The 13,852-nt window shown below is 49.7% G+C and carries 11 protein-coding genes; 1 reads left to right on the plus strand and 10 read right to left on the minus strand.

Annotation, left to right across the window (positions count from 1 at the left end):
* Positions 1–207 precede the first annotated feature (207 nt).
* Positions 208–1,503, plus strand: coding sequence for an NAD(P)/FAD-dependent oxidoreductase (locus P7M01_RS05980; RefSeq protein WP_317483068.1), 1,296 nt, complete (start codon positions 208–210; stop codon positions 1,501–1,503).
* A 181-nt stretch (positions 1,504–1,684) separates the two neighbouring features.
* On the opposite strand, the gene P7M01_RS05985 is transcribed toward P7M01_RS05980, so the two are convergent.
* The 10 genes from P7M01_RS05985 to pyrE all read right to left on the minus strand — a co-directional run bounded on the left by P7M01_RS05985 (position 1,685) and on the right by pyrE (position 13,846).
* Positions 1,685–2,344 carry a pseudouridine synthase gene (locus P7M01_RS05985; protein WP_238398892.1) on the minus strand — a complete coding sequence of 220 codons (660 nt, stop codon included), beginning with the start codon at positions 2,342–2,344 and terminating at the stop codon, positions 1,685–1,687.
* A gap of 77 nt (positions 2,345–2,421) precedes the next feature.
* Positions 2,422–3,189 carry a class I SAM-dependent methyltransferase gene (locus P7M01_RS05990; protein WP_394853283.1) on the minus strand — a complete coding sequence of 256 codons (768 nt, stop codon included), beginning with the start codon at positions 3,187–3,189 and terminating at the stop codon, positions 2,422–2,424.
* Positions 3,186–4,295 carry a tRNA (uridine(54)-C5)-methyltransferase TrmA gene (trmA, locus tag P7M01_RS05995; protein WP_202936356.1) on the minus strand — a complete coding sequence of 370 codons (1,110 nt, stop codon included), beginning with the start codon at positions 4,293–4,295 and terminating at the stop codon, positions 3,186–3,188. Before trmA ends, P7M01_RS05990 begins: the two co-directional genes overlap by 4 nt.
* Before the next feature lie 90 nt (positions 4,296–4,385).
* Positions 4,386–4,775 carry a RidA family protein gene (locus tag P7M01_RS06000; protein WP_317483069.1) on the minus strand — a complete coding sequence of 130 codons (390 nt, stop codon included), beginning with the start codon at positions 4,773–4,775 and terminating at the stop codon, positions 4,386–4,388.
* Between the two features lie 98 nt (positions 4,776–4,873).
* Positions 4,874–5,635, minus strand: a complete 762-nt coding sequence (udp, locus tag P7M01_RS06005; RefSeq protein ID WP_202936358.1) for a uridine phosphorylase — start codon at positions 5,633–5,635, stop codon at positions 4,874–4,876.
* A gap of 133 nt (positions 5,636–5,768) precedes the next feature.
* Positions 5,769–6,533 (minus strand): DUF4198 domain-containing protein, encoded by a 765-nt coding sequence (locus tag P7M01_RS06010; RefSeq protein WP_317483070.1) that lies wholly within the window; start codon positions 6,531–6,533, stop codon positions 5,769–5,771.
* Between the two features lie 285 nt (positions 6,534–6,818).
* Positions 6,819–7,709, minus strand: a complete 891-nt coding sequence (gene cdd / locus P7M01_RS06015) for a cytidine deaminase (protein ID WP_317483071.1) — start codon at positions 7,707–7,709, stop codon at positions 6,819–6,821.
* A 223-nt stretch (positions 7,710–7,932) separates the two neighbouring features.
* Positions 7,933–8,376: a transposase gene (locus P7M01_RS06020; RefSeq protein WP_317483072.1), complete on the minus strand. Its 444-nt coding sequence runs from the start codon at positions 8,374–8,376 to the stop codon at positions 7,933–7,935.
* Positions 8,377–9,125: 749 nt separating this feature from the next.
* Positions 9,126–13,019 carry a phosphoribosylformylglycinamidine synthase gene (gene purL / locus P7M01_RS06025; RefSeq protein WP_317483073.1) on the minus strand — a complete coding sequence of 1,298 codons (3,894 nt, stop codon included), beginning with the start codon at positions 13,017–13,019 and terminating at the stop codon, positions 9,126–9,128.
* A 182-nt stretch (positions 13,020–13,201) separates the two neighbouring features.
* Positions 13,202–13,846, minus strand: a complete 645-nt coding sequence (gene pyrE / locus P7M01_RS06030) for an orotate phosphoribosyltransferase (RefSeq protein ID WP_317483074.1) — start codon at positions 13,844–13,846, stop codon at positions 13,202–13,204.
* Positions 13,847–13,852: the final 6 nt, after the last annotated feature.

Raw genomic sequence — 13,852 nt, forward strand, 5'->3', positions numbered from 1 at the left:
ACGCCGTCCGTTTGCACGGATAACGGATAAAATTCGTACGAATTATAACACAGTCCGCCCGCTTCCGACAGCCGCCCGGCTAGCGACAATCACGGCGTTCTTGACGCACGGCGGCAATCGGAACTAAAATTCAGGCTAAAATCGAACCGCCGACATTTCCGCCGTAAGCCTTAATGCCGCCTTTTCCACCTGAATTCAACTGACATTATGCTAAATTTCGCCCATCAGGAACACATCCACAGTTATTATTACGCCAGCAAAAATCTCGACATAATCCGACCGCACTTAGACAAACCGCTTTCCGCCGATGTTTGCGTAATCGGCGCAGGATTCGGCGGATTATCGGCGGCCCTGGAACTTGCCGAAAAAGGCAAACAAGTGATTGTACTGGAAGGCGCCCGCATCGGATTCGGCGCGTCGGGGCGTAGCGGCGGACAGGCGATTAACGGCTTTGAAGACGGCATTGATCAATATATCAAACGGTTCGGTTTGGACATCACCCGCCAACTTTGGGAAATGTCCCTGGAAGCCATTAATATTATTGACGAACGCATCACCAAATACGATATTCGGTGCGACTGGAAAAAGGGCTATGCCACGGTGGCGCTCAATTCGCGCCGAATGGACGATCTCATCGCCATCGAACGGGCCAGCCGCGAAACCTTCGATTATCCCAACATGCAGCTGTGGGATAAAAACCAACTTAAACGACACCTCGGCAGCGACATTTACGTAGGCGGCCTGTATGACAGCAATTCCGGCCATTTGCATCCGCTCAACTATTGCTTAGGGCTGGCAAAAGCCTGTCTGGATGCGGGCGTACGGATTTTTGAACAATCTCCCGTGGTGGATATTCGGCGCCGCGGCAATCAAGTGACGCTCGTCACCGACAAAGCCCGCGTCACCGCGCAAAACGCCGTCATCGCCGCCAACGCCTACATCACGAAAACGGCAAAATCCGTGCACCGCGGCACCGCGCGCAAAATTCTGCCGGTAGAAAGTTTTATTATCGCAACCGAACCGCTCGATCAAGCCACCGCCGATAGTCTGATAAATAACGGCATGTCCGTTTGCGACAACAATTTATTGCTGGACTACTACCGTTTAAGTGCGGACAACCGCTTGCTTTTCGGTTCCGACAGCAGCGCCGACAAAGACATGATTCGCATCATGCGAAAGAATATGCTGAACGTATTTCCGCAACTGGAAGCGACCAAAATCGAATACGGCTGGGCGGGGCCTATCGACATGACGATGAACGCCCGACCTTATTTCGGCCGCATCGCTCCTAATATTTTCTTCGCCCACGGCTATTCCGGGCACGGCGTCGCATTAACCGGACTGGCCGGGCGCATTATTGCGGAGGCCATATGCGGCGACGACAGCCGTTTACGCGTGTTCGAAACGCTCAAAATTCCGTCGCTTTACGGCGGCAAATGGGTAAAAAATCTGGCGCTGAAAATCGGAATTCCTTATTACAAATTTTTGGATAAATACCGCTAAAATTGCAAGTCGAAAGGATTAACGTATTGAAAACAGATAAAAGTGCGGTTAAAAAACGTCGTATTTTTTATTCGCAATCTTTTAAGGATTGCTCACAAAGGCCGTCGGCAAAGGCAACGTTCGAAAAACGATGCTTTTTTTGACCGCACTTTAGCGTCGGTTCACGAACGGCACATCGGGTTTAAAGCCCTAACAGTCGAAACAGTTCTTTCAATTCCGCCTCGCTAAGCCGGCGATACTGTCCGTTCGGCAAGCCGTTCAGACTCAATCCGGCCACCGCCGTCCGCACCAGACGCAAAGTGGGAAAACCGATATGAGCCGTCATGCGGCGAACCTGACGGTTTTTGCCCTCGCTGATTTGAATTTCCAACCACGCGGTGGGAATGGTTTTACGCTCGCGAACGGGCGGCACCCGCGGCCATAAATCCGGCTCGGAAATCCACCGCACTTTTGCCGGTTTCGTCATGCCGTCTTTTAATTCCAGGCCGCGACGAAGCGGTTCCAAATCCGCTTCCGTCGGCCGCCCTTCCACCTGCACCCAATAGGTTTTCGGCAGTTTAAATTGCGGATTCGCCAATCGGTGCTGCAACTCGCCGTTATTGGTTAAAATCAGCAAGCCTTCGCTGTCGCGATCGAGCCGCCCGGCAGCGTACACATCGGGCACGGGGATAAAATCCTTCAGGGTTTTGCGCCCATTTTCATCGCTAAACTGAGTCAGCACCTCGAAAGGTTTGTTGAACAGAATGACTTCAGTTTGCGCCAGACTCAAAGCCGGTTTCCGGCGGCGAAAATCAGTGCGAAAATCGACCGCACTTTTTGCCTGAGGACGCGCGGCCCGCATCTGATTTCTACGAGATCGTTCCGTTTGTGAACGGTTTTTAGCCTGAGTTTTTCGCAATTCGGTTCGCATAATCCGTCCTACGGAAGATAAATATCGAAGCGGTGATTTTTGGTTTCGCGCGAAAAATGCGGCGGAATCTGCGCGAGATATTCCGCATAATCGGGACGTTTCACCACGACTCGTTTCCGCGCCAGTCGGCGGGCGGGAGCGAGCAAGGCGTCCGCATCCGAATCCGCGCCCACCAAATGCTGAAACACCCGCATTTCTTTTTTCACCAGCGCCGATTTCTGTTTGTGCGGATACATGGGATCGAGATACACCACATCGGCAAAATCCCGGGCGGGATCCAGTTCTGCAATATGACAAACCTCCAGCAGCCGCATATTCCGTCGCATCATGTCGCCGATTTCGGCGTCCCGATAGGCGCGGCGCAAGCCGTCCTGCAGCAACAGGCGAACCACGGGATGGCGTTCCACCAAGCGCACCCGACAACCGACGGATGCCAGCACGAAGGCATCGCGCCCTAAACCGGCGGTGGCGTCGATTACGCTAGGCAATTCCGCGCCTTTTACGCCCACGGCTTTCGCCACCGCTTCACCGCGTCCGCCGCCGAATTTACGGCGATGCGCCATCGCGCCGCCGACAAAATCCACAAATACGGCGCCCAGTTTGGGTTCGTCCAGCTTGCGCAGTTCCAAACGAAAATCCTCGTCTCCCATTTCCGTTTGCACCAACGCCAGCGGGCTGTTTTCAGCATGCATTAACCCCGCCGCGGCACATTGTTGCATGAAAAGTGCGGTCAAATTTTCGTCTGTTTTTAATTCGCTGCGTAATTGAATCATCATTTTCGAATCAGCCACACGCCTGCTTCCATATGATCGGTATAGGGGAATTGATCAAAGAGCGCCGCCCGTTCGATACGATGAGTTTGGCTCAAAGTCCGCAAATTTTCGCATAAAGTCTGCGGATTGCAGGAAATATACAAAATGCGATCATACTGCCGCACCAGTTTTACCGTATCGGGATCCAGCCCCGCCCGTGGCGGATCCACCAAAATGGTGTTGCATTCGTATGCCTGCAAATCAACGCCTTTCAAGCGATTAAAGGTGCGCACGCCGTTCATAGCCTGGGTAAATTCTTCCGCCGACATGCGGATAATCTGTACATTTTCCACCCGATTTGCCGCGATATTGAATTGCGCGGCCGCTACCGACGGCTTGGCGATTTCCGTCGCCAGTACTTTGCGGAAATTTTGCGCCAAGGCAATGGAAAAATTGCCGTTGCCGCAATACAGTTCCAACAAATCCCCCCGACTGCCGCGCGTGCAATCTATCGCCCATTCCAGCATTTTACAATTCACCGCCGCATTCGGCTGAGTGAAGCTGTTTTCCACTTGGCGATACACGTAATTTTTGCCGTTAACGGGCAGCACTTCGTCCGCAAAATCCTGATCCAGACAGATTTTCTGCTTGGCGGCGCGCCCGATAATCTGCACGGAAAATCCCTGATTTTCTAACCGCACTTTTAATGCCCGCGCCGCCGTTTGCCATTCTTCCGTCAACGTTTTGTGATACAACAGGCTGACAATAATCTGATCGCTCAACGTGCTGAGATAATCAATCTGAAACAGCTTTTTGCCGAGCACTTCCCGTTCTTTCAGCAACGGCAGAATGGTCGCCATCATGCGGTTAATCAGCTGTGTGGCGATGGGAAACCGATCCACGCGATAACGCCGCTTGGTGGTTTTATCGAACATGATGTGATAAAGATCGCCGTCGCGGTTTGAACTGTAATCGTGCCACAGGCGAAATTCCGCCCGCATGCGGAAATGCTGAGGCGGCGAAGCAAAAACCGTTAACGCCGGCGCCTTAAAAGGCGCCAAAAGTGCGGTCAGTTTTTGGCATTTTTTCGCTAATAATTCATCGTATTTTTCAATGGGTAAAGGTTGCATGTCAGAATTCGGTTGCAGTAAAAATTGGCGGGATTTTAGCATAACGCGAAGAAAAAGGCTTGATTTCTCAAGCCTTAATCGATACGGAAATTATTTGCGCACGGCGATGGCTTCGATTTCCAGGCCGACGTCTTTCGGTAACCGCGCCACTTCGACGCAAGAACGCGCCGGGAAATTCGGATGGTCGTTTTCTTTGAAGAAGCGTTCGTATTCGGCATTTACCGCGGCAAAATCATTCAGATCTTTTACAAATACGGTCGTTTTTACAATATCCGCCACCTGCAAACCGGCTTGTTGAATAATCGCTTTAACGTTTTCCAGCGATTGACGAGCTTGCGCCGTGATATCCGCCGGTACTTCGCCCGTTGCCGGATTCACCGGAATCTGACCGGATGTTATCACTAAATTGCCCAAATCCACGGCTTGTACGTAAGGTCCGATTGCCGCCGGCGCCTTTTCGGTGTGAATAATTTTTGTCATGATATTTCCTTTCTGCTGATTTGCCTGTCTACGATTTTACACGTTGAACGGATAAAAACAATGAAAAAAACGACCGCACTTTTCTCTCTTAACACAATTCAGGCGGAAGCCAAACGGCGCGCCGCTTCGATCACCACAGAAACCGCTTTTTCTTCCGTGCTTTTTATGGTCGTCTCGTTCGGGATTTCCTGTTGGGTACGGTTTACAATCACGCCCGCCACCATGCCGGCTTTTAGCCCCAACGCCGCGCACATGGTCAATAAAGTGGCGGATTCCATTTCATAATTCATCACGTTTAAATCCTGCCATTGTTTCAAGGTGCCTTGGAACGCCGGATAAACTTTGCCGCTGAAGGTATCATAACGTTCCTGTCCCGGATAAAAAGTATCCGACGACGCGGTAATCCCTACATAAGGCGTAACGCCCTGTGCCACCGCGGCATTATACAGCGCGTTGGTACAAGCGAAATCCGCTACCGCCGGATATTCCAACGGCGCAAAATGACGGCTCGCTCCGTCTAAACGCACGGCGCCCGTCGTCACCAACACATCGCCCACGTTAATGTACGGCTGAATCGCGCCGGTGGTCCCGACACGCAGGAAGGTTCTGACACCCAGTTGCGCCAATTCTTCCACGCAAATGGAAACCGAGGGTCCGCCGATTCCCGTTGAACATACCACCACGGGTTCGTTTCCAAGATAGCCCAGCCACGAGGTAAATTCTCGGGTAGAGGCAAGAAATTCCGGTTTATCCATTCGCCGCGCAATACGTTCGCTGCGCGCCGGATCGCCCGGAACGACGGCGATTTTAGCGCCCTTCAACATGGCTTTGGTTAAGCCTAAATGAAATACTTCCGACATAGATTCTCCTTTTTATCAGTCACGCCGATAATTATCAGTTTACCCCCGCAATATCCGTCGTGCAACTCGCGATGCCCGAAATAAAAAAGTGCGGTAAAATCGCCCGCACTTTTGGGATTCGTATCGCCGAATTTTATTTCACGGCGAAACTAAGCGTAAATTCATGTACTTCTTTATCGCACACTTTCGGATCTTTGCCCTGGATTTCCACTTCGGAAGCCAAATACCAAGGGCCGGAAGTCAAGGCTTTAAAGCTGAATTCGCCTTTGTCGTCCGTGGTGGCGGAGAAGGCGTGAATTTCCAAGTCGTCGGTGTCAAAGCCCGCCGGCGCACCTACCACTTTTACGCCTTCCACCGGTTTACCGTTGTGAGTGACTTTGAATTTCGTCGTTTCATTGGCTTTCAACCCGTTCAACGGCACCAACGGCGTGATTTCATAACCCTGAGCGAGCGGCTGGGTGGAAAACGCTGCGTCATCGTCAATCACCACAAAACTTTTGCCCTGCATGCTGTACAATCCGCATTCTTTTGCCTGCGCGACGTCTCGGCGGGTTTTGCCCATCTCCCATTCGCCGTTGGTTTTTTCCGTCCAATAGGTCGGTTTGTAATTCGCCACCAGAATATGCGTGCCTTTGCCTAATTTGTCCGTGTGTTTATAGTGATAATTTTCCCCGCTTTGAGTTAACACGACGGTGCCGTCCCGGCTCACCACTTTCAACGGTTCAAATAAAGACAGACGTTTTGCCGGAATTTTTTCCGGATGCGGGAAATCGTGTCCGTACAGAATATCCGCCTCAAAGACCTCTTTATTTTCACCCAACGTCCATAAACTGTGCGCCGAAGCCGTCGTCGCCGCACCGAGCAATAACGATGTTAATAACAAATTGAATTTTCTCATATTTTCTCCTTGATGGATTGAACAAGTAACATCGTTACGGATATTAACATAAATGAGAATTATTATCAATAAATATATTTAGTATGATTTAATCTGTAACTAGGGTTGAATATTTTCGAGGTTTTTATATTGCACGCATAAATGCCACCGCCCACATCCGTAGCGAAAGATTAGTGTTAGTCCCCTACAATAGCGCGCGTCTCCCGACGCGTGCTTGAGTTTAAAAGATGAAAAAGTCGGTTTTCTTTTTATCTGTTTATTTTGAAAACTTAGGTGGTGCGCCCGCTATAGTGCAAAATATTCGATTTCCAATCCCAAATAACGGTGCGCAAGCTGTTCCGTAATACTTCGATGACTTAAACCGCCTTGGCGTTCCGCCATAACAATCCGACTGACGGACAAGTCGGACAAACCGCTTAAACGCCGGTAATTCAACGCGCATTGTAACGGCAGAAAACTGGGATTAAATGCCGCATTTTCCGCATAACGCCCCGTTATGATCTGTTTACCCACTTGCAATGCCACGCCGCTCAAGGCCCGGCTGTACGGCGCGTAAGCTTGTCTCGCGGCGTCCGCTGCCGCCTGAACCAGCGGATCGGCATGAGTGAAACCGAAAGAATGCGGTTGCGGATCAAACAGGACCCGGCTGATATTCAAATCTTTCGGACCGAACGCATCGGGCAAATAGCTGTGCAGGCTATTGTTCCGACTGTGAGGCAAATGAATCTGCAATCGATCGGCACTATTCAATTCATTCATAAACTGGCGACAATGACCGCAAGGCGTGTAATTCACCACCATATCCGTCAGCGCAGGTTCTCCCGCCAACCAGGCATGACTGACGGCACTCTGTTCCGCATGAACCGTTTGTTGTATGGCATCGCCTGAAAATTCCTGATTCGCCCCGAAATAGAATGCGCCGGATTGCCCAATAGACACCGCCCCCACATTAAAATGTGAAACGGGCGCCAACGCATAACAGGCGGCAACGGGCAAACAACGTAACGCCAGCTCTACCGGCGTAAGATTGAAATCATCGCCACATCGGCGAACCCAATCCTGTGAAAGTCGGGCTTCTCCGCCCTGTTCGAGAATCCGCCGCGCAATCCGGTCCAACACTTCATCCTGCGATTCGTTGATTAATTTATCCAGTCTTTTATCGATACAATCATTCATCTCGGCCTCCTTAATTTTTCATTATAGAAAATTCACCGCCGACTATCCGTGATCAAGATCGGATTTATCAAAACTATTAAAAAAACGACCGCACTTTTGGGGTAATATTAAAGCCAGGTTAACGCTACGATAGCGCGCATCTCCCGACGCGTGCTTAATTTTAAGAGATGGAAAAGGCACGCGCCGAGAGACGCGCGCCATATTTTTATGCCACACAAGAAAATTACACTAAATAATCAATCTCCAAAGCAAAATCCACTTCTGCATAATTTCTTGCGCTACTATATTTCCATCCTTCAGATTCCATAACAAAACCGCTCGCCACTGGATTTTGATGAATATATTCCAATTTCTGCTCAAAAAACTCATCTGAATGAATTTCAATCGGGTGATTGCTATGTTGCCAAAATTGATAATGTTTTACATTGGAACAATGTTCCCCAGCTCTTTTAAACATCCACAGTAACCAACTTTTACGGCTTTCTTGAATATTATTCCGAATACAATCTAACATTCTTCTTGCTGTAAATTTCTTAAAGTCTCTTAACAATGCTGATGGATTGCTATTTTCTGCACTGAATAATAAATGTACATGGCTAGGCATAATGCAATAACCATAAATTTTCATACCTTTATTTTTTCGAAAAAAATCCAGTGCATTGATCATTTCGATAAAATAATCATCTCGAATAAATACATCAATCTAATATACTGTTGAAAAACTCACAAAATAAACACCATCCGGGTCACAAAACTTATATTTTCTACTCATATTCTCTCCTATACCAACAAGAATACTGCAGAAAAAATCTAATAGTAAAATCTTGAGCAAGATTGGAACAGAGATCACAAAATTAAATAAATTTGTATATATAAAGGATAGTTAGATTTAAGAAATCTGATGATAACTAATAAAAAACCAAGCAATAACTAATTAAAGAAACTAAGTAATAGCCAATTAAAGGAACTAAGTGATAGCGCGCGTCTCCTGACGCGTGCTTAGTTTTAAGAGATAAAAAAGGCACGCGTCGGGAGACGCGCGCCATCGGGGTATTATTAGATAATCACTTTATTCTCCCTATTAGCGAAAATGCCCGAATTTACACCCCAAATTTTGCACAATCTTATTTAATTCGAGGTGTCATTCAAGCGCTAAGAGAAAATGATTTTATTGGTGGATTAGATTAAATAATTTTTTTGTACTCATGCGTTTCCGCCGTATTAGGATATGAGATTTTGAATTCCACCACAAAGGCAAAAAACGCTTAAAATTTTGACCGCACTTTAGGATGAAAGATTGTTAAGATAAAAAATGATAGCGCGCGTCTCCCGACGCGTGCTTAGTTTTAAGGGATAAAAAAGGCACGCGTCAGGAGACGCGCGCCATCTTTTGAGTTATGTAATTAAACAAAACTCTTATTTAAAAAACACCCTCGCATTTCTAAACAACCGCATCCATGCACCGTCTTCATTCCAGTCTTCCGGATGCCATGAGTTGCTGACGGTGCGGAATACGCGTTCCGGGTGCGGCATCATGATTGCCACGCGTCCGTTGGCGTTGCTGAGGGCGGTGATGCCGTCTACGGAGCCGTTCGGGTTGGCCGGGTAAACTTCTGTCGGTTGGATGTTGTTGTCTACAAATTGTGCGACAATTAAACCCTGATCCCGTAAGCCTTGTAGTTGTCCTTCATGTTTGAATTCGACACGACCTTCGCCGTGAGATACGGCGATCGGCATATGAGAACCCGCCATGCCTTGGAACCAAACGGAATGGCTTTCGTTAATGCGAACTAATGCCGCGCGCGCCTCAAAACGTTCGGAAGTGTTGCGTACGAAACGCGGCCAGTTTTCCGTGCCCGGGATAATTTCCGCCAGATTGGATAACATTTGGCAGCCGTTACAAATCCCGATAGCGAGGGTATCTTCGCGGTTGAAAAAGGTCTCGAATTGATCGCGAAGTGCGGTGTTAAATAACACGGATTTTGCCCAGCCGCCGCCGGCACCCAATACGTCGCCGTAAGAGAAGCCGCCGCAAGCCACTAACGCGTTAAAATCTTTTAAGTTCCGGCGCGCCGCGTGCAAATCGCTCATATGTACGTCCACCGCTTCGAAGCCGGCACGCTCAAAGGCCGCCGCCATTTCTACATGGCTGTTCACGCCCTGTTCGCGCAGCACGGCAATACGCGGCTTGACGCCTTTGGCAATGTAAGGAGCGGCAATGTCTTCGTTAATATCGTAAGTTAAATGCGCGCTGAAACCTTTGTCGTCAGCGTTTTTCTTGGCTTCGAATTCTTGATCGGCGCATACCGGATTGTCGCGCAGACGTTGCATTTGATGGGTCAATTCCGCCCAGATTCCGCGTAATTCGGAACGTTTCTCGGCGAGCAACACTTTAGTGCCGCGCACGATTTCAAATTCGTCGTTATTGTTAACCGTACCGATTTCTTTGGTTAAGTGAATTAATCCGTGTTGGCTTAATACCTCGCGCACCGCGTTCACGTCGTTTTCTTTCACCTGAATCACGGCGCCCAACTCTTCGTTAAACAACACCGCTAAGTCGTTATCGCCCAAAGCGCTGATATCCACGGATACGCCGCAGTGACCGGCGAACGCCATTTCCGCCAAAGTAGTGATTAAACCGCCGTCGGAACGGTCGTGATACGCCAATAATTTTTCCTGCTGCACCAAAGTTTGCATGGCGTCGAAGAAGCCTTTCAAGGTTGCCGGATTTTCCACATCCGCCGGTTTGTCGCCTAATTGTTTATAAACCTGCGCAAGTGCGGTCGCGCCCAGACGATTTTTTCCTTCGCCCAAATCAATCAGCAATAAACGGCTGTAGCCTTTGTCGGTGCGCAGTTGCGGGGTGACGGTTTTGCGCACGTCTTCCACCCGCGCAAAGGCGGAAATCACTAATGATAACGGTGCGGTCACGGTTTTTTGTTCGCCGTTTTCATTCCAGGTGGTTTTCATCGACATGGAATCTTTTCCCACCGGAACGGTTAAGCCCAAGGCCGGACAAAGTTCTTCGCCCACGGCTTTTACCGCTTCGTAAAGTCCGGCGTCTTCGCCTTGATGGCCCGCCGCCGACATCCAGTTGGCGGACAATTTAATCCGTTTAATGTCGCCGATATTGGCGGCGGCGATATTGGTGACGGATTCCGCCACCGCCAAACGGGCGGAAGCGCCGAAATCCAACAACGCCGCCGGTGCACGTTCGCCCATAGACATGGCTTCGCCGTGATAGGTGTCCAACGCCGCAGTAGTCACCGCCACATCGGATACCGGAATCTGCCACGGTCCCACCATTTGATCGCGCGCCACCATGCCGGTCACGGAACGGTCGCCGATGGTGATCAGGAAGGTTTTTTCCGCTACCACAGGCAGCCGCAATACGCGGTGCAGCGCGTCTTTAATGTCGATGTCATCCTGAAAAACAGGCGGATTTTTGACCGCACTTGATTGTACGTTGCGGGTCATTTTCGGGGTTTTACCCAGCAACACGCCCATCGGCAAGTCAATCGGATTATTGTCGAAATGATCGTCGTGTAAAGTTAAATGTTCTTCTGCGGTGGCTTCGCCGATGACGGCATAAGGCGCGCGTTCACGACGGCACAGCTCTTCGAAAACCGCCAGATTTTCCGGCGCCACCGCCAGAACATAACGTTCCTGCGATTCGTTACACCAGATTTCTAACGGCGACATACCGCGTTCGTCGCTTAAAATTTTACGCAATTCGAATTTGCCGCCGCGCCCGCCGTCGTGCACCAGTTCCGGCATGGCGTTGGACAAACCGCCCGCGCCCACATCATGAATGAAGGCGATCGGGTTGTTTTCGCCCATTTGCCAGCAGCGGTCGATCACTTCCTGACAACGGCGTTCCATTTCCGGGTTATCGCGCTGCACGGAAGCAAAATCCAAATCTTCTTTCGATTTTCCGGATGTCATGGAAGACGCCGCGCCGCCGCCCAAACCGATGTTCATCGCCGGGCCGCCCAATACGATTAATTTCGCCCCCACAGGAATTTCGCCTTTTTGGACGTGTTCCGCGCGGATATTGCCGATACCGCCCGCCAACATAATCGGTTTGTGATAACCGCGCACTTCTTCGCCGCCAAAGCTGTTCACTTTTTCTTCGTAAGTACGGAAATAACCCAACAACGCCGGACGCCCGAATTCGTTATTAAACGCCGCGCCGCCGAGCGGACCTTCAATCATAATATCCAGCGCGGAAGCAATACGGCTCGGTTTAGAAAGCGGCGCTTCCCAAGGTTGTTCAAAGCCCGGAATCACCAGATTGGAAACGGAAAAACCCACTAAACCCGCTTTCGGTTTCGCTCCGCAGCCGGTGGCGCCTTCGTCGCGGATTTCCCCGCCGGAACCCGTTGCCGCGCCTGGGAACGGTGAAATGGCGGTCGGGTGATTATGAGTTTCCACCTTCATTAAAATATGGGCGTCTTCGTTATGATAACGATATCGACCGTCCGCGTCCGGGAAGAAACGCCCCACTTTAGAGCCTTCCATTACCGCCGCATTGTCTTTATAGGCGGACAACACGTAATCCGGCGTTTTCTCGAAGGTATTTTTGATCATCTTAAACAACGATTTTTCCTGTTTTTCACCGTCGATAACCCAGTCCGCATTAAAAATTTTATGCCGGCAATGCTCGGAATTAGCTTGAGCGAACATGTAAAGTTCGATGTCGTTAGGATTGCGTCCGAGTGCGGTGAAATTTTCCACCAAATAATCCATTTCGTCGTCCGCCAAAGCTAAACCCAATTCCACGTTGGCCGTTTCCAACGCTTTGCGACCGCCGCCCAGCACATCCACGGCGGTAAACGGTTTCGGTTCCTGCTGTTCGAACAACTTCGCCGCATCTTCCGCACGACGCACCACATTTTCCATCATGCGGTCGTGAATATGCGACGTCAGCTTCGCCTGCTCTTCTTCCGATAAAGCGCGATCGAATTCGAAGTAAAATGCCAAACCGCGTTCCAAACGAAGCACTTTTTCCAATCCGCAGTTGTGTGCGATGTCGGTAGCTTTGGACGACCAGGACGAAATAGTGCCGACGCGCGGAATCACCACAAAACATTCGCCTTTCGGTTCATGCTGAGCAAGGGTCGGACCGTAATGTAACAATTCTTCTAATTCTTTGGTTTCGTCTGCGTCTAACGCCGTTGCAAGGTTGGCAAAATGTAAGTATTCCGCATAGCAGGATTTCACCGGTAAATCCGCTTTTTGAAAACGCGCGGCAAGTTGGCTTAAACGGAATTCGGACAAGGCTGGCGAGCCACGGAAAATTTGAAACATAGGAATATCCTTTGTTAGTGAGAAACAGGGTAAAAATCGGGCTTATTATAAAGGAATTTAGCGGTAAAAGGAATGAAAAACGGAAACGTTTGCGTGCAATCGTTTGAATGAAAAAACGGCGATAAAATAAAAAAGTGCGGTCAAAAAAAGCAACGTTTTTTTTGACCGCACTTTTGCTGAAATCAGGCGACGCCGAACTGTTCGCGATAGGCTTTCATCGCCGGCAAATACTGATTGTATCGGCTGTCGGTTTCGAGGAAAGCGAGTAAATCGTCCAAATCGATAATGGACAGCACGCGGCATTGATAATCCCGTTCCACTTCCTGAACCGCGGACAGTTCGCCTTTGCCGCGTTCTTTGCGGTTTAAGGCAATCAGCACGGCGCCGAGCGTCGCCCCGTTTTGCGCGATAATATCCATGGCTTCGCGAATGGCGGTGCCGGCGGTGATCACATCATCCACCAACAACACCTTGCCCTGCAACGGCGAACCGATAAGGTTGCCGCCTTCGCCGTGATCTTTCGCTTCTTTGCGGTTGAAACAAACGGGTTTGTCCAAGCCGAATCGATTGAACAACGCCACGGATACCGTGGTGCCGATAGGAATGCCTTTGTAGGCGGGCCCGAAAATTACGTCGTAATTCAGTTGATTAGCTTGAATCGCCGCCGCATAAAATTCGCCTAAATGAGCTAAATCAGCGCCGGTGTTAAACAGGCCTGCGTTAAAGAAATACGGGCTGACACGACCGGATTTTAAGGTGAATTCGCCGAAACGCAACACATTACGGTCGAGAGCGAATTTGATGAATTCGATTTTGTAATCCTGCATAAAAAA

Origin of the sequence: Exercitatus varius (assembly GCF_029577735.1) — a bacterium.
Classification (GTDB): Bacteria; Pseudomonadota; Gammaproteobacteria; order Enterobacterales; family Pasteurellaceae; genus Exercitatus; species Exercitatus varius.